The organism is Streptomyces sp. NPDC057877 (genome assembly GCF_042796855.1).
In the GTDB taxonomy this organism is placed as follows: Bacteria; Actinomycetota; Actinomycetes; order Streptomycetales; family Streptomycetaceae; genus Streptomyces.
Genome location: NZ_JBHVMS010000009.1, coordinates 147029 through 163742, shown reverse-complemented (window position 1 = coordinate 163742; position 16714 = coordinate 147029). Strand labels below are relative to the sequence as shown.

14 protein-coding genes and 2 pseudogenes are annotated in these 16714 nt (G+C 71.2%); 6 read left to right on the top strand and 10 right to left on the bottom strand.

Annotated elements, in window-relative coordinates:
* Nucleotides 1–44: 44 nt before the first annotated feature.
* Nucleotides 45–2699, top strand: a complete 2655-nt coding sequence (locus tag ACFVQG_RS27445) for a DUF6185 family protein (protein ID WP_383388385.1) — start codon at nucleotides 45–47, stop codon at nucleotides 2697–2699.
* Here the strand turns inward: ACFVQG_RS27445 and ACFVQG_RS27440 are convergent.
* Both ACFVQG_RS27440 and ACFVQG_RS27435 read right to left on the bottom strand, forming a co-directional pair.
* A pseudogene (locus ACFVQG_RS27440) lies at nucleotides 2696–3565 on the bottom strand (MFS transporter); the annotation flags it as partial. The gene ACFVQG_RS27445 and the pseudogene ACFVQG_RS27440 overlap by 4 nt on opposite strands.
* Before the next feature lie 64 nt (nucleotides 3566–3629).
* Nucleotides 3630–4511: a helix-turn-helix transcriptional regulator gene (locus ACFVQG_RS27435; RefSeq protein WP_383388383.1), complete on the bottom strand. Its 882-nt coding sequence runs from the start codon at nucleotides 4509–4511 to the stop codon at nucleotides 3630–3632.
* Between the two features lie 139 nt (nucleotides 4512–4650).
* Here ACFVQG_RS27435 and ACFVQG_RS27430 point away from each other — a divergent pair, with 139 nt between their 5' ends.
* The 5 genes from ACFVQG_RS27430 (at nucleotide 4651) to ACFVQG_RS27410 (ending at nucleotide 8389) form a co-directional block, all read left to right on the top strand.
* Entirely contained in the window at nucleotides 4651–4902 is a 252-nt protein-coding gene (locus ACFVQG_RS27430; protein WP_383388381.1) for an Atu4866 domain-containing protein, read from the top strand.
* Nucleotides 4903–5058: 156 nt separating this feature from the next.
* On the top strand, nucleotides 5059–5817 hold the full coding sequence (locus ACFVQG_RS27425; RefSeq protein WP_383388379.1) for an SDR family NAD(P)-dependent oxidoreductase: 759 nt from the start codon (nucleotides 5059–5061) through the stop codon (nucleotides 5815–5817).
* Nucleotides 5818–5979: 162 nt separating this feature from the next.
* Complete coding sequence (locus ACFVQG_RS27420; RefSeq protein WP_383388377.1) at nucleotides 5980–6747, top strand: SDR family NAD(P)-dependent oxidoreductase; 768 nt, start codon at nucleotides 5980–5982, stop codon at nucleotides 6745–6747.
* Nucleotides 6748–7427: 680 nt separating this feature from the next.
* Complete coding sequence (locus ACFVQG_RS27415) at nucleotides 7428–8015, top strand: TetR-like C-terminal domain-containing protein (RefSeq protein WP_383388375.1); 588 nt, start codon at nucleotides 7428–7430, stop codon at nucleotides 8013–8015.
* Nucleotides 8012–8389 (top strand): hypothetical protein, encoded by a 378-nt coding sequence (locus tag ACFVQG_RS27410; RefSeq protein ID WP_383388373.1) that lies wholly within the window; start codon nucleotides 8012–8014, stop codon nucleotides 8387–8389. Before ACFVQG_RS27415 ends, ACFVQG_RS27410 begins: the two co-directional genes overlap by 4 nt.
* Before the next feature lie 25 nt (nucleotides 8390–8414).
* On the opposite strand, the gene ACFVQG_RS27405 is transcribed toward ACFVQG_RS27410, so the two are convergent.
* The 8 genes and pseudogenes from ACFVQG_RS27405 to ACFVQG_RS27370 all read right to left on the bottom strand — a co-directional run bounded on the left by ACFVQG_RS27405 (nucleotide 8415) and on the right by ACFVQG_RS27370 (nucleotide 16624).
* On the bottom strand, nucleotides 8415–9419 hold the full coding sequence (locus tag ACFVQG_RS27405) for a HEAT repeat domain-containing protein (RefSeq protein ID WP_383388368.1): 1005 nt from the start codon (nucleotides 9417–9419) through the stop codon (nucleotides 8415–8417).
* Nucleotides 9406–10104 (bottom strand): HEAT repeat domain-containing protein, encoded by a 699-nt coding sequence (locus ACFVQG_RS27400; RefSeq protein WP_383388366.1) that lies wholly within the window; start codon nucleotides 10102–10104, stop codon nucleotides 9406–9408. The genes ACFVQG_RS27405 and ACFVQG_RS27400 overlap by 14 nt, the downstream gene beginning before the upstream one ends.
* A gap of 421 nt (nucleotides 10105–10525) precedes the next feature.
* Nucleotides 10526–11314 (bottom strand): calcium-binding protein, encoded by a 789-nt coding sequence (locus ACFVQG_RS27395; protein ID WP_383388364.1) that lies wholly within the window; start codon nucleotides 11312–11314, stop codon nucleotides 10526–10528.
* 656 nt (nucleotides 11315–11970) lie between these two features.
* Nucleotides 11971–12373: pseudogene (locus tag ACFVQG_RS27390) on the bottom strand (GNAT family N-acetyltransferase); the annotation flags it as partial.
* A 364-nt stretch (nucleotides 12374–12737) separates the two neighbouring features.
* Nucleotides 12738–13451 carry a S1 family peptidase gene (locus tag ACFVQG_RS27385; protein WP_383388362.1) on the bottom strand — a complete coding sequence of 238 codons (714 nt, stop codon included), beginning with the start codon at nucleotides 13449–13451 and terminating at the stop codon, nucleotides 12738–12740.
* Nucleotides 13452–13936: 485 nt separating this feature from the next.
* Complete coding sequence (locus ACFVQG_RS27380; RefSeq protein WP_383388361.1) at nucleotides 13937–14104, bottom strand: hypothetical protein; 168 nt, start codon at nucleotides 14102–14104, stop codon at nucleotides 13937–13939.
* 62 nt (nucleotides 14105–14166) lie between these two features.
* The gene (locus ACFVQG_RS27375; protein ID WP_383388829.1) at nucleotides 14167–15687 is read right to left on the bottom strand and encodes a carboxylesterase/lipase family protein; all 1521 of its coding nucleotides are present in this window, start codon (nucleotides 15685–15687) and stop codon (nucleotides 14167–14169) included.
* Nucleotides 15688–15709: 22 nt separating this feature from the next.
* Complete coding sequence (locus ACFVQG_RS27370; RefSeq protein ID WP_383388359.1) at nucleotides 15710–16624, bottom strand: MBL fold metallo-hydrolase; 915 nt, start codon at nucleotides 16622–16624, stop codon at nucleotides 15710–15712.
* Between the last annotated feature and the right edge of the window lie 90 nt (nucleotides 16625–16714).

The window sequence follows — 16714 nt, the reverse complement described above, 5'->3', positions numbered from 1 at the left end:
CATGATGTGCCGTACCGGATCCTGTGGTGGGGGGAGCAGGTTCGTTGACGAGTCGTGTGTGCGGGTGGGCCGTGTCCATGGCCCTGTGCCTGCTGTACGTGTGGGGCGCACCCGGGTCCGCGCACGCGGGGGAGTCCTCCCCGCGCGACGTGTGCCTGAGCACCGGACTCGCCGGGGCCAGGGTCACCACGTCGGTGCGGCTGGAGCACGACGACCGCACGTACTCGAAGATCGTCACCGACCTCACCGTGGACGTCCCCGGCACCTGGCCGCTCGCACACGACCTGCTGCTCAGCGAGCGCAGCCACCGGTATGTCAGAGCCATGTCCTGTCTCAGCAGGGGGACACAGAGCCCAGCAACCTCCCCCGACCTCGATGGCGAGCGCTGGTCGGAGTGGCGGGACGGACCTCCGTCCGTCACTTCCCGGGGCGGCCGGGTCAAGGTCGCCTACGAGGCCTACGGCTGGGTCGACCACAGCTTCGACATCGAGATAGGGGTGTGGCGGATAGAGTCGCACGCCACGGGGCGCTGGTCCCTGGAACTCATGGCGCCGTCCGCCCTGTGGGGCGCCCGGTGGGACCGGATCACCGTGGACCCGGGACGGCCCGGAGCCGAGCGGGCCGAACCCGAGCCCAGGACCGGCCACGGCGCCACCGCGCTGGTGTGGCGGCCGGGCCGGGTGGTGCACGCGAACGAGCCCGTGCTGGAGGCGCTCCCCGAGGAACTGGACCTGACCGTCACGACACGGCCGTCCTGGCAGCGCTCCTGGGCCGCCGAGGGAAGTCAGGTCACCGGGCTGGGACTGGACCTCCTGGGCTCCCTGCTCTGGGTCGGCGCGATGTCCGGCCTGCTGCTGGCGGCGGCCCGGCGCTACCGCGCCCGTCCCGGCACCCGGACCGACGCCCAGCGGCGCACCGTGCGCAACCTCAGTCGGTGGGCCCTGACCACCGTCCCCCTCTACCTGTTCGCCCAGATGGAAGGCCTCGTCGAGCGGTCCCTGGAACGCACGGACGCCTGGCTCGACTTCGACGGGCAACTCGTCTTCGAACACGGCCTGGCCCTGCTGTGCGCCGTCCTCCTGCTCCGCTTCGCCCGTCCCTCGCGGCGGCTCCGCTGGGCGGCCGTCGCGTTGGCGCTCGTCGCGCTGACGACCACGGTCCTGCTGTGCGCGGTCATCGTGCCGCCGAGCAGCTATCTCGTGTCGGAGACCGGTTACGGGTCGCTGGAAGCGGGACTCGCGCTCCAGACCGGCGGCTCCTTCAGCCTCGTGGCCCTGCTGCTCCTCGCCTTCGTGGCCGCGGCCTGGCGGCTGGCGACGGACGGAGAGCTGCTGCCCAAGAGCCGCCACCACCCGGGCCAGGACCGGGAACTGACACTTCGCACGGCCCTGCCGACGGTCCTCTCGGTCGCGGCGCTCATGGCCGTGTACTTCGCGGTGGCCGAGGAACGCAACTGGCAACGCGCCAGCTGGCTGAGCAACCCGATGGACGCCGAGTACGGTGCCGACCACCGGGCGGACTTCTTCTGGGAGGCGATGTGGTCGGTCTCCTACCTCGACGACTGGATCATCGCCGACCACGGCTGGCTGCTCACCGGTCTGGCCGTGGTCGCCGTGTTCAGCGCATGGCGCGCCTCCGGCCCCCATGACTCGCTGTCACCGCTCGCCGACCCGGCGGACCGCCTGCTGTTCCTCGCCTTCTTCCCGCTCGCGGTCGGTCTGGACGTCGACAACCACCTCGGCAACGCCCTGCTCGAATCCCTCTGGACACCCCTCTACATGCTCGCCCTGTACGGGGCGACGACCCTCCTGGCCCACCGCTCCGTCCTGGCCCAGCCCTTCGAGGTCTCCCAGCGGCCCCTGTCCGCCGTAGTGGGACCGGTGACCCGGCAGAAGCTCCTCACCAAGGCCCGTGCCTACCGTGAGATACACGCCGAGCTGCGCCGCCTGGACCAAGGCCTCTTCGGCGACACGCCGCCCGAACGGGCGGCCCTGGAAGGGGACTTGGAGGACCTCCACGACTGGGCGGCGATCAGCGTCCCGGGGACCGCGCCCGAGCGGCTCCCGGCCACCGTGTCCGTGGTGGACGCGGCCCTCGCGCTGGGCCCACGGGACGACTGGTGGGGCAACGGCGTGCGGGGCGCCCGCCTCGCGCTGCTGCCGGGGCTTCCGGCCGCCGGTCTGAACACCTGGGCCGAGTGGATCAGGGGAGAGGCCTGGCAGAACACGCTGTCGGACCTCGTCGGCCTGCCCGGTCTGACCGCCGGGCTCATCACCTGGCTGGCCTCGTTCGCCGCGGCGGGCTTCGTCCTGGGCGCCCTGTGGCGTGTGCTGCCCGGGCGCAGGGGAGCGAGCAAGGCGATCCCGGTCGCCCTGGCGTTCGCCGCCCCCGCGGCGCTCGACGGGCTGGTCGGCTGGTTCACCCGCGAGGGCGCGACCAACCTGGCGCTCCAGATCTCGACCATGCTGTTCGTCCTCACGGTGACCGCGGTCGCGCTCGACCTCGACACGTTCCGGGGCGAGCGACGGTACTGGCAGAGCCGCCTGGGCCTGCTCCTGTCCGTCTACCAGATGCGGTACTACTCCCTCCAGGTCGCCTACCTCGTCGGCCAGATCATCGCCATCATCACGATCTGGCAGTTCTTCGCGGAACCCGACGCCGTACCGTCCCAGAGCGAACCGCCGCCCGACCATTCCTAGCGCCGGGGGAGCGGCAACGACAACGGGATGGCGAGCAGGAGGACTCCCGCGGCGGCGATCGCTGTACGCGGGCCGGTCATGGCAGCGAGCAGTCCCCACACGGCGGCCAGGGCGGTGATGCTGACGCTGGCACTGACCGACCAGGCGGCCGGTGTGCTCCAGCCGGTAGGTGGCCAGAAGCGGGTTGAACGGGGCGCAGCTGGTGACCAGCCCGCACTGATCGCCATGACGAGCACCATCCCGGTGAGCTGGGCTGGACGAACGCGAGCCCGAGACGCCAGCAGACGCGCAGCGCCCCCGCGGTACGGAGCACCTCGCGCTGCCCGTACCGCGCCGCGAGTGGCCACGCGAGCCGGGAGCCGACGAGGCCACCGACACACGGCACGGCGAAGACGAGACCGTACTGCCACGGCGCGAACCCGAGGGGACCGAGCAGCAGCACGGCGAGCAGCGGTTCACTGGCCATGATCAGGCCGTTGACCGCGATCGCGTGCAGGAACAGCGGGCGCAGCACGGGGTGGGTGAGGAGGTGGCGCCAGCCTTCGAGCAGGTCGTGTCCGCGCGGCCGTGGCACGCCGGACCGGGCGGGGGCCCTTGCCGCCGGTGGAGCGGATGCCCAGCGCCGAGAGCGGATAGCTCACCGCGTCGGCGACCACGGTCGTCACCGGTCCGAACAGCCCGATCGCGGCGCCGCCGAGCGGGAGGCCGACCATGGTCGCGGTCCAGGTCGTCGACGCGAACCGGCTGTGGGCGACGAGCAGGCGCTCCGGCGACGGGAGCGCCTTCAGATACGCGCCGCTCGCCACCCGGAAGGCGATGTCGGCCGCGGCGACGACCACAGAGACCACGAGGAGCTGGGCGAAGGTGGGCCACCGGGAGGCCGGGTGTTTCACGAGCAGCCACCTATGGGACGCGCTGAGGTAAGTCGCACTATCGGTGCGGGTCTCTGGGTTGTGTTGGCTGATCAGCTGTGCGCTGGGAGCGGTCTCGGCGCCGGGTGGCGTGGAGGGAGCCGAGCAGGTGGAGGGAGTGGGCGCTGGGGCTGCCCGGTTCGGCGTGGTAGATGACGAGCTGCTGGCCGGGTGCCTCGCGTACGTCGAACGCCTGGTAGGTGAGCGTGAGCGGGCCGACGTCCGGGTGGAGGAAGTGTTTGGCGTCCTGCGTCTTGCCTCGCACGGTGTGGGACTGCCACATGCGCGCGAAGTCCGCGCTGTGCTCGGTGAGGGTGCCGACGAGTTCGCGCAGCCGAGGGTTGTCCGGTTCGAAGCCGCTCGCCTCGCGGAGGTTGGCGACGGTGGCTTGTGCCGCCCGGTTCCAGTCCGTGTAGAAGGTAGGGCCGGCGGGGTCGAGGAAGGTCATGCGGGCGAGGTTGTCCGCCGGGGTGAACGCCGAGTAGAGGGCCTGGGCCAGTGCGTTGACTGCGAGGAGGTCGAGGGTTCGGTTCATGACGAACGCCGGGGTGTTGGGGTAGCCGTCCATCAGCTGTCGCAGGGCGGGGCTGACGCGGCCAGTGGAGTGAGGCGAGAGTCGGTCGCCGGGCGTGGCCCCAGCCAGCCGGTACAGGTGCGCCCTGGCGTCCTCGTCGAGGTGCAGCGCGTGGCTGAGGGCGTCTATCACCTGGGGCGAGGGGTTGCGTTCGCGGCCTTGTTCGAGGCGGGTGTAGTAGTCGGCGTTCACTCCGGCCAGGATGGCGACCTCCTCGCGGCGCAGTCCGGCGACTCTGCGGGGCCCGTGGCTCGGCATGCCGACGTCGTGCGGGCGCAGGGCGGCGCGGCGTGCGCGCAGGAAGTCCCCCAGATGGTTGTCGTCCATGCGTTCAGGCTAGGCAGTGCGCCGGTGGGCTGCCTGGGTGTGGTGCACCCAGGCAGCACGCGTCCTGGTTCGTCGCCGCTGACCTGCGCAGACTCGGTGGAGCGGGAGGGACCGCACCGTTCGAGGAGAGGGGGCCGCCATGGCCGCGATCGAGGACGGCCACGTGGACGTGGTCGGTATGTGGGTGACCGAGGACGGGCACATTCGGCAGGAGCTGCTGCCGGACGGCCGTTACGACGAGGCTCGCGGCGAGCGGGCCAGTGCGTACACCGGCCGTTACACGGTCACGGGTAGTCACCTGGACTACGTCGACGACACCGGGTTCACCGCCACAGGGGACATCCGCGATGGAGTGCTCTACCACGAACACCTCGTGCTCCACCGGGAGTAGAAGTCGTCGTAGCGGGGCGGCGAGCGTAGCGGGACAACAAGGTTCGGGCAGCAACTGCTCCGGTCGGGGAGACCGACTCCTCGTGGGAGCGGACCGACTGCTGAGGCAGCAGCAGTCGGTGACAGACGTATCAAACGCAAGGGAAGGACCGTATTCATGACCGGACGACGCCTTGAGGGCAAGGTGGCCCTGATCACGGGCGCGACCGGGGGGATCGGTGCGGCGACCGCCGAACTCTTCGCCCAGGAGGGCGCCCGGCTGGTGATCACCGATGTAGCCCGGGAACGCCTCCAGAAGCTGGCGCGGCGCATCGAGGCGGGTGGCGCGGAGGTGGCGACCGCCCTCCTCGATGTCTCCTCCGCCCGGGAGTGGGAGGAGGTGACGGCCCTCGTACGTGATCGTTTCGGCGTCCTGGACGTCCTGGTGAACCTCGCCGGAATCCTGGACTGGCCGGGTATCGAGGACACGCGGGAGGAGGCATGGGACCGCGTGATCGACGTGAACCAGAAAGGCACCTGGCTCGGTATGAAGGCGGCGATGCCGCTGCTGCGAGCGAGCGGCAACGCGTCGGTGATCAACACCTCGTCCGTACTCGGCCTGGTGGGCAGCGGCGCGGCGGCGGCCTACCAGGCGTCGAAGGGCGCGGTGCGCCTGCTGAGCAAGACGGCCGCGGTCGAGTACGCCCGGCAGGGCGTACGGGTCAACTCGATACATCCCGGAGTGGTCGCCACACCGATGATCCAGGACCTCCTGGAGGAGCAGGGCGACCAGCAACCGGACATCCAGCGCACCCCCATGCGCCGAGCCGGCCGCGCCGATGAGGTCGCCCCCGCGATCCTCTTCCTCGCCAGCGACGACTCCTCCTTCGTCACCGGCTCGGAACTCGTCGTCGACGGCGGCCTCACCGCACACTGAACAACCCGCCCGCCGGGCGTCCACGGCGTCACCCGTGCGCACGCCCGGCAAGTGCGCTCATCTCCTGTGCCGTCTGCCTCGTGAGTGCGTGACCGTACAGCAGCCCAGACAGCCAGCGCGGGAAACTGCGCGCGACCCCGATCTTTACGAGAGGACCTCATCATGACGCCCACCGCCGCGTCTGCCGAAGCATCCGAGTTCGCCGGGAAGACCGCACTGGTCACCGGGGCCGCGCGCGGGGTGGGCAAGGAGACCGTGGCACTGCTCCATGCCCGCGGCGCCCGCGTCGTCGCCGTCGACCTGCGTCCCGACGTCACGTCCCTGCAAGACGAATTCCCCGGCGTACTCGCGATGCGGGGCGACATCACGCGGGAGGAGACCGCCGTCCACGCGGTCCGCTCGGCGCTGGACACCTTCGGAGGACTGGACATCCTGGTGAACAACGCCGGACGCACCCTGAACAAACCCGTCACCGAGACCACCGCCGAAGATTGGGACACCGTGATGGCCGTCAACGCCCGCGGATCCTTCCTCTGCGCCCGAGAAGCCTTCCGAACGATGCAGAGCCGGGGCGGCGGGAGCATCGTCAGCACCGGGTCCTACGCCAGCACGGTCGCCCTGCCCGAAGGTGCCGCCTACAGCGCGTCCAAGGGCGCCCTGGCCCAACTGACCAAGGTGCTCGCCGTCGAAGGCGGGCCATGGGGCATCCGCGCCAACCTTGTCGCCGCAGGTGTCATCGAGACCGACTTCCTCGACACGATCCGCCCCGACAGCCGCGCCTACCTGGCCTCGTTCGCCGACGCCCAGCCCTTGGGCCGAGTCGCACAGCCCGAAGAGATCGCCGAGGTCCTCTGCTTCCTCGCCTCACCACGCTCCAGCTTCATCACTGGGGCCGTGGTACCCGCAGACGGCGGCTTCACCGCCGTCTGAAGTGACGGGGCCGATCAGCCGTTGCTCGCACACACCACCCTGCCTGCCGGACGGCGTGTTGCCGGTAGTTCATAATCCGTCAGGAATATGCACGTTCTGACTCTGGATTACTGCAGGTGGCGTGGTAAGGAGTGCCGTGCACCCCGCCTCAGTCACGTAGCGCCTGACCGCGGCCCTCAGCGTTGTGGACCTCCCGGAAGCGTCGCCAAAGGGTTTCCCCTGCCGCGACGCTCCGGGGGCGCCGGTGGTTGGGTGGGGAGGTGGTCACGGCGTCGAAGCCCTCCTGGGGCAGGGCTTCGTCGTTCTCGTGATCGGCCGGGAAATGATCACGTGAGTCCGAGGGGCGCCAGCGGCCGGGCCATGTCCCGCCCGTGATGGCGCAGGCTCTCAGCGATGTTGCCCCGTCCGGCCAAGCGGAGCGTGCCGATGGCCAGATTCCGCAGAGAGGCCATCGCCCGCGGCGCGCTGCCGGTCCGCACTCGTGGGCGACCTCGGCGCTGGCGCAGCCCGGCACGCAGCGCACCTGGCGGTTCACCACCCGCTGGCCCGGGTCATCGCCATCGACGCCTCGCCTGCCCGGCACGCTCCCGGCCTGCTTCCGTGAGGCGCGTACGTCGGGTCGGTGAGGCTCCGTGCACCATTTTTTACCTTACGGGTCGACCCGTATGGTAAGAAGAGGCATGACTGCTGTGGCAACTCCCCGCGGACGCCCGCGGGATGAACGCGTGCACGCGGCGATCCTCGGGGCCGCCGTCGACATCGTGACCGAGGTCGGTTACGCCGCCACGTCCATCGCCGCGGTGGCCGCTCGGGCCGGTACCGGCAAGGACACCATCTACCGGCGCTGGTCCACCAAGGCGGAACTGGTGTACGAGGCGGTCTTCACCGCCACCGAGTCGGCCCCCGTGCCGGACACCGGAAGTCTGGCCGGTGACCTGACCGCACTGGTCAGCGCCCTGGTGGGGGAGTTCACCGCGCCAGCCGCCGCCGCGGCCCTGCCCGGCCTGCTGGCCGACTTCGCCGCCAGCCCCAAGTTGCGGACCGGTATCCGCAGCCACTTCCTGGGCCCCGCCAAGGCCGGTCTGGCGGAGGTGTTCGAGCGAGCCGTCCAGCGCGGAGAGGCCCACTCCGCCGTCCCCGCCGACCTGGTGCTCGACACCCTGGCGGGGGCCGTCTTCTTCCATGTCGGCCTCGTCGGCGCACCGGTCGGCCAGGACCTCGCCGACCAACTCGCCGCCCTGGTCACGCGCGGGATCGAGGTCCGGTGAACGGCTGGTTCCTCGCCGCCGGGCTCACCAGTGCGGGCGTCGCCGCGGTGCACGCCCGTGCCGGAGGACGTGACGTCGTACGACCGCTGCTGGCCGGTGACCTGCCGGACGAACCGCGCCGGGTGCTGCACTCCGTCTGGCACATGGTCACGGCCGACCTGGTCCTGGCCGCCGCCGCCCTGATCGGCCTCGCGCTGTACCACCATCCCGGCGCGAACATGGTGGCCTGGCTGCTGGCCGCTCACTTCACGGCCTACGCGGCGGTGTTCCTGTGGATATCGCTGGCGGCGGGGTGGACCAGGCCGTGGCTGAGACTGCCCCAGTGGCTGCTGCTCCTGCCCGTCGGGGCCCTGGCCGCGGTGGGGGCGCTGTAGCCGCTCCACCGCGGCACGAGGCCCCTCACCGTTCCTCGCGGAGCTGGAGGAGGTAAGCGGCCGTCAGCGCGACGGCACGGTCCTCGTCCCGCGCCAGTTCCGCGAGGACGCCTGCCACCCGCGTCCCCGGAATCCCCGCCAGGGCCTGGGTCAGCCGTCCGCGCGCCCGCGCGTCGGTGGCATCCCGCGCGAGGTGGTCGACGAGCCCGGACACGATCCGGTCGGCCGTCGCGGCGTCACCGGCCAGCTCGCTCAGGGCATCGGCCGCGTCGGTGTCGTTCCTCCCCGCCACGATCATCTCCATGAGGGTCGGGACCGCTTCGGCCACCCCGCGTGTCCCGAGCGCGAGGGCCGCATGCCCGCGGACCTCGAAGTCGCGGTCCGTGAGGGCCGCCCGCAGGCACGCGGTCGCCTCGTCACCGGGCAGCACGGCGAGGGACTGGACGGCACGTCGGCGCACCGCGCTCTCCGGTGAGGCGAGGCCCTTCGCCAGCGGTGCCACCCCGCCCTCGCCCGCCCGTGCCAGCGCCCACCGCAGGGCCCCGGCGACGTTCGGCTCCTCCTCGCCCAGCACCGCCTCGACCAGGGCGTCCACCGGCGCCGCAACCCCGTCGGCCGGGGACAGGGCCGCGCGCTGGCGGGCGTGGGCGTTCTGCGACCCCAGCGCCTGCAAGAGTGCCACGATCCGCAGGACGTCCTCCCAGTCGGCGGGGTCCGCGGCGTCGATCCGGCGCAACCGCGTGAGCAGTTCGGTCTCGGCCGCGATGCGCTCGCTGGTCTGCCGGATGAGGTCGCCGACGAGCACGCAGGGCGCGAACCCGGGGTCGTCGAGCGCGCGCCCGATCTCCCGCAACGACAGCCCCAACGACCGCAGGCTCTCGATCTGGAAGACGCGCCGGATGTCGGCCGCGGAGAACTCCCGGTAACCGGAGCCCGTACGACCGGAAGGCCGCACCAGGCCGAGCGATTCGTAGTGCCGGAGCATGCGGGCACTGACCCCGGACCGTCTCGCCACCTCACCGATCAGCACGGTTCCCCCCGTCCGTCCCGGGGGCCCCGGTGAGGGCCACGACGCGCCTCGCTTGGTCGATCGCCCACTCGAATCCGGCGTCCGGGTCGCGCAGCAGCCGTTGCGTGGCGTGCGCGTGCGCCCGTACGCGCGGGTCACCCGCCTGTGCCGCGGCCCGCAGGCACGGCACGCTCACCTCGCCCAGCGCGACCAGCGCCTGGCTCAGGCTCAACTGAGTCGCCCGCTCACCGCGCCCCAACTGCGTCGCCAGCACGGCGGCCAAGGCCGCCTCCTCGCCTTCCGGTACCAGTACGACCGCGGCCCGCCAGGCACTCTTGGCCACCTCCTCGTCGGCGTCGCACAACAGGGCGCGGGTGATCGCCGGCCACGCCCGCCGGTCCCCGAGCTTGGACAGCGTGTGCAGTGCCTGACCGCGCGCCTGCGCCCGCGTCGAGCGGACCTCACGCAGCAGTCCTGGGAGCGTCGAGGACACCGGGTGGCGGGTGAGCGCCCAGGTCAGCATGTCGAGGACGAAGAACTCGTCCTCGACCGCGCACCGTTCGAGGAGCTTGTCCACGTAGCACGGGTCGGGCGCCGTCCCGAGCGCCAACGCCGCCCGCAACCGTACGGACGCCCGGCTGTCCTCCAGCCCCTGCAGCACCCGCGGCTCCCGCGGCGCGTCCGTGTCCTGTCCGCCCATGGTCATCGGGACCACCTCCTCGGGAAGCAGTGAACGCCTTGTCACCGTGTCAAGGTCAACCGCTCCCCGCGAGCGCGCGATGTCCTGGCTGGCCGACCGCCGCCGTCTCGCCCACCGCGATGGTCTCCCGCTGGCCCACCCGCCGGGTTCGCACGGCATCGGGTAGGCCGAGCGACGTGGAGACTCGCGCCCGCGCCGACCGACAGGTTCGACATCGGGTAGGCCGAGTGACGTGGAGACTCGCGCCCGCGCCGACCGACAGGTTCGACGGCCCGGCTCCGCCGGGTCACCTCGCGCCGCGCGGGGGCCTGCCGTCTGCGGCGTCCACGGCTGACGCGGCTCAGCAGGCGGGCCGCCGACAGCGCTGGCTCGGCGCCCGCGACGCTGTTCACGCCGCGGGCCAGGGCCTTCGGGCATGGCGGCCCCGTTACGGGAGCACGATGTCGCGGCCGGAGCCGCCTTCGAGGACGTCCTCTCCGGTGCCACCGCAGACGAGGTCGTCGCCGCCTTCGCCGTCCAAGGTGTCGTCGCCGGGGCCACCGAGGACGATGTCGCGGCCGTCCCCGCCCATGGCGTGGTCATCGCCGGGTCCGGCGTGCACGGTGTCGTCACCGCCGTAGCCCTCGATCATGTCGTCGCCCCGGCCGCCCCACATCCGCTGGTTGCCGCTGTCACCCATCAGGTGGTCCATACCGTCCCCGCCGTGCAGGGCGGCGGGTCCCATGACCATGTCGTTGCCCGCGCCGCCCAGCACCGTGCGCGCGGTGTGGGCGTGCAGTTCGTCGTCGCCGGGGCCGCCGCTGACGGTGCCGATCCCGGGGGTGAAGGCGGCGACCGTGTCGTGGCCGTCGCCGAGGAAGACGTCGATCCTGTCGGGCCGGGGACTGTCGGCGGGGAGTTCGCAGACGACGGAAGTGGTGTCCTCGGCTCTGGAGTACGCACAGTGGTCGCCCGGTTCGAGCGGGACCACGTCGCTGAAGCCGATCCGCCGGATTCCGTCGCTGGTGTACATGGAGAACACGTTGAGGTCGTTGGCCTGCCCCGCGGCGGCGGTGAAGACGATCGACTGAGTCGCCCAGTCTGCTCCGACGCGGGCCTTCGCCTCGGTGGCCGTGGCCGTGGCCGTGGCGGTGGCCGTGGCTGCCGGGACGACGGTGAAACCGGCGGTGAACAGGGTCACGGCGACCGCGCTGACGGCGGCTCGGTTTCGGTTCACGAGACCTCATCTCAGTGGAGTGACGGGGGACCGACCTGCTTGCGTGGTGCTGCCGGAAACCCTGCGGGCCCGGGCGCGAGAGCAATCTGACGTCGCGTCATAGCCAGCCCAGGTTCTCCGGGACGTGATGGTTGGGATGGTTGGGCTTCTTCGGCCAGGCGTGTTCCCGGTATCGCCGTGGCAGGGATCGCTCGCTCATACCTGTTGCGACGGTGCGGAGTTGGCCGAAGGCGGGCCGACTGCGGGTGTGGGGCGGCATCGGCGGTGATCGAGAGGCACCCACCGCCGGGCGGCCCTGCCCTGGAACAGCCGTGTCCGTCCCACCCTGACATCACCCCGCACACCAGTCCGGGCCGCCTCCTGGCCCTCCGGTCCCGGGAACGGCCCTGATTCTCGGCTCACGGCAGACTCCCTGCTCGCCGCCCGCCCCTGCCATCAACTCGGTCCGCCTCATTGGTACTTCACTTGGAACACCTACGCTTGGGAGCGCTCCCATAGTAGCTGTGAAACGGGGAAGAAGTTCCCCTCCCGTGCGCAACCAGATTCCGTTGACCGGGCGGTCGCGGTCGCGTCGTCGGCCCGCGCAACGAGTACTTCGCATACGGCGTCGCAGTGGCCCGCATCCAGGCATCCGGCGAGACCGTCGATGCCTCCTGCTCGCCGGGCAGCGCTCTGGCGCACCAGTCGAGTGCCGCCGCGCACGCCTCCGCGGCACACCCGTGTCCCCGCGCCTGCGGCAGGAACATGTAACCGAGCCCGACCTCCGGGGCCCGGGGCGGACGTGGACCGGATGCTCCGGGTCGCGCCGCTCGAGCGTGACAACCCCGATCATCACGCCGTCGAGACCGATCACGAAGAGGCCAGGGCGCCGCGTGGGTGTCTCGGGCACCGCACGCTCGCACTCGTCACGCTGTCGAGGGCCACCTTGTAAACGCCCACCTCGGGCGAGGTGAACAACTCGATGACCGCCGCACGGTCGCGTGCCTCGGGCTCACGGAGCGCGAGCCTCCCGGTCTTGATCGGGGCAGGCGGCCGGGCGACGGGCCCTAACTCAGTCATGCAGGCCAGCTAATGAACAGGCTCGGTAGCGATCAACACTCGCGGACCGATCAACCCACCTGCCCGGGTACGTCCTTCTTCTCTCGCATCCCCTCCAACGAGCCACAACCCGTACTGCTCCGCCCTGCGGGTCCAAGGATGGGATCTGACGTCATTTCTCGTGCACATCCACGGCCCCGCCGACCGCCCATCGCCACCCGAACCGATGGACAAACGCTGCTGCCTGAAGTGAACGAAGCCAGGGGCCGATGCGGCTGAAAACGAGCAGCGGCGACGGGTGCGGCTGGTCGCCGTGGCGTCCGTCGGGCCCCCACCAGTGCATGCACCGCATGGGAGTGTCACGTGCTCGGTCGGCTCAGCTGACTCAGTAGACGCTCAGGCCGTATGCCGACAGCGACTCGACCACTGGCTGGTAGTAGGTGAAGCCTCCCGAGCTGCAGTTCCCGCTGCTGCCGACGATGATGCCGAGAGCCGTGCCGCCTGAGAAAGCCGGGCCGCCGGTGTCTCCGGGCTCGGAGCAGACGGTCGACCGGAACAGCCCGTATACGGTTCCCCCGCCGTAGTTGACGGTGATGTTCACGGCCTGGACGGCCCCGCAGCGGTATCCGGTGGTCCGCCCGACGTGGCAGATGGACTGCCCGACGACGGGATGCGCCGCGTTGGTGATGTCGCGGGTACCGGCACCGGCGCCCAGCGAGACCTCGCCCGGGTAGGCGACCGCCGTATTGGTGTACCGGATGCTCGCGTAGTCGTTGCCCGGGAAACTCACTCCCGCGGTGACGCCGACGGCGACGGTCAGGGCGGGGTCGGCGTACCAGGTGTGGGCGCCCTGGGCGCACCGGCCCGAGACGAGCGCGTACAGCGTGGAGCCGGAGCGGGCGTTGAAGCCCACGGTGCAGCGGGTGCCGGTGCTGTAGAGGATGTCGCCCCCGCGCACCGCGACGGCCGCCTGCTGCCCCGCTCGCTGGTCAGCATGTGCGGCCGATCCGACGGCGCCGGACCAGCCCAGGAGCAACGCCAGTACGACGACGGCCCGGAGGATGGTTCGACGGGGTCTGTTGGAACGCACGGTACTCACGCTGACCTCCTACGGCATGTACCTGCCATTGTGGGTCCTCCTGGCCCGTATGGTCAGGCTTAAAGCCGCCAACGCCCGGGAGACCCGGTGGGCGATCTCGGACAAGGTCCGAAGCGATCCAGGTACGACCGGCGTGCTGCCACGCCTTCGCTTCTGTGTTCGGAAGGGTGTGGGGTGACCAGATGCCAGGTGTGAGGCCCGGCATCGCACATGTTCGGGGGTTTGCTTGCTGAACAGAGCATGGTGGCGGCTCGGCAGGGGATGCTGACGACTGCGACAGCACTGGCTGTTGTGTCAGTTGCCGCACCGGCGACCGCAACCGCAGGCGACACGGCGGAACTTGAAGTCGAGTCGTACGTCCTGCCGGTCGGCGCGGCCAAGCCGTCCTTGAATGACCTGCAAGGCGGAAACGGGATGCGACGCCTGCGGGAGCTGGCAGTCCAGGCGAGGGTGGTCGGCGAACCGTTCCCCGCCCGCACCACCGACTACATGCCGCTTCCACCGGGACTGCTCGTGGAGATCGACGCCCTGGCGGCTTCAGGGTCGAGCGGGAGCTGCCCGGAGGCCTGGAGGAGCGGGCCCTTGCGGATGCCCTGGGCTAGCGGGGCGGGCAGAGCGGGCGCGTTCTCGGTGGTGATGACGATTCTGGCCATGGGCGGCGTGTGCTTGGGTCGTACGGAGTGAGGCCGGGGCGGGGTGTGGCGGCGGCCGCGGTTCAGGCCCAGGCGCGGCGTTCCTCGCTGCGGGGGTCGTCGACCTGAGCCCACCCGACGGTGTCGGTGCCGCTGTCGGCGTCGATGCGCAGCGTGGCGCGGCGCCCGGTGTCGTAGGGGTCCCAGCCGGGGCGGCCGGTCGTGGCGAAGCGGACCCAGGTGGCGTGCACGCGGGCGGCGAGCCGCGCGGGGGGCTTGTCGGGGCCGAGCAGGGCGGCCGGGCCCTGGAGCTGGGGGAGGTGCGCGAGGTCGAAGACGAAGGGGAGTTCCACCGCGTGGGTGGCACCGAGTTCTCCGTTCAGGGCCGCGGAACGCCAGGCGAACTCGTAGGCGAAGGTGGCGGACCCGGGGTGGGCGGTGTGCGCGTCGGCCAAGGCCCGGCTGCCCGCGCCGAACAGCGCGTCGCCCAGGATGGCGGAGCGCAGTTCGCCGAAGGACGCCCCGGGGCGGGAGACGCGGTACACCTCGACGAGCTTCGCCGGGTCCGGGTGCGAGAGCCTCGCCACGTCGTCGACGTCAGCGGCGGTGGAGGCGGCGTACTTGTCGACGGGGACCAGGTAGAGGTTTCCCTCCTCGCTGTTGGTCCCGACGAGCAGGTCCACACCGGCACCGGCACCGGCACCGGCGGCGACGGATGCGGCGGGCTGGGTGTCCAGGACCAGGCTGAAGGGGCTGAGGCCGAGGAGCGGGTCGTGGTGGGTGTCGGTCCGCAGGTCGATGCCCGCGAGCCGGGAGGCGGCCTCGACGAGGCGCTCGTCGGGGATGTCGGCGAAGGCGTCGGCGTGCGGCTTGACGTCAAGGACCTCGGCGGCGGCCCTGGTGACGCGGGCGGCCTGTTCGGACGTGAACGCGCCCAGGCCACTGCCGCTCTGGACGATCGCCCGGCGGAACAGGCCGGTGGCGTCCGGGGCGGCGAGGACACCGCCGACGATGGTCGCCCCGGCCGACTGGCCGAAGACAGTGACCGCGCCGGGGTCACCGCCGAAGGCGGCGATGTTCTCCCGCACCCAGCGCAGGGCGGCGACCACGTCGAGCAGGCCGCGGTTGGCGGGCGCGCCGGGCAGGTCGAGGAAACCGGCGATGCCCAGCCGGTAGTTGAGGGTGACGAGGACGACGCCGTCGCGGGCGAAGGCGGAACCGTCGTACAGGGCGGAGCGCGTCGATCCGGCGACGAAGCCGCCGCCGTGGACGAAGACCATGACGGGCAGGCCGTTCCCCGCCCACGCGGGCGTCCACACGTTGACGGTGAGGTAGTCCTCACCACGGCTCCAGCCGGTGCCGAAGTAGGAGGACATGTCGACGCTGCCGAGCCTGCGCTCGGACTGGGGCGCGTTGGGTCCCGGCACGGTGGCGTCCCGGACCCCGTCCCAGGGCTCGTGCGGTCGCGGCGGGGCGAACCGGTCGGCGCCGCGCGGCGGGGCGGCGTAGGGAATGTTCAGGAAGGCGGCGGTGCCGTCGTCCTGGCGCAGGCCGCGGACGGCTCCCTGCGCCGTGGTCACGACAGGGTCGGTGTGGTGGTGCACGGTGGTGCCCTTCCGCATGGTCTCAGGCCTGCTCGGTGTACGGGGTGAAGGGGGCCCAGCCCTTGATGGCGAACCTGCTGCCCTCGCGTACGACTTCGGCGGCGCCGTGGCCGCCCAGGTGCGCGGGGATTACCAGGGCGTTGTTGTCGGCCGCCCAGCCCAGCACCTTGCGGCGGGTCGCGCGGGCGCCCGCGGGGTCCTCGCAGAAGCAGCTGTTGGCCTCCGGTTCGAGGATCTGCACCGGGCTGTGCAGCATGTCGCCGACGAACACCGCCCGGTCCGTTCCGGAGGTCAGGGTCAGCACGGAGGAGCCGGGGGTGTGGCCGGGGGCCGCGTCCAGGCGCAGGGCGGCGTCGATCTGGTGGCTTTCCTCCCACAGCAGTGTCTGGTTGGCCTGGTGCACCGGGGCCACGCTGTCCTCGAAGACGTTCTGGTTGCCACGGCCGAGCAGCGGCTCGTGGCCGTTCGCGGGATTCCAGAAGTCGAAGTCGTCCTTGGGCATCAGATACGTGGCGTTGGGGAAGGTGGGCACCCACCGCCGCCCGTCCAGGTACGTGTTCCAGCCGACGTGGTCGATGTGGAGATGCGTGTTGATGACGATGTCCACGTCCTCGGGCTCGACACCGGCACGGGCGAGACTGGCGAGGAAGTCCGTCTCCAGATGACTCCAGACGGGCGCGTACGGGCGCTCCTTGTGGTTGCCCACACCGGTGTCGACGAGAATGGTCCTGCCCGCGCTGCGCAGCAGCCAGGTCTGGATCGCGGAATTCACGGAATTGGTTCCGGGATCCAGGAAATGTGGAGCCAGCCAGGGCGTACCGGATTCCCAGACCTCTTTCGAACTTTCCGGGAAGAACGTCTCGGGCGTCATTTCGACCGAGCCGTAGTATTCCCAGACACGAGTGATCGTGACATTGCCGAGCTTGATCTGTTCCATGGTTCTCCGTCAGGCGTCCGGTGACTTCCCGCAACGCTACGAGCGGTCCGGCGGGCGCGGTATCAGTCACGTGACTGCACCCGCCCGCCG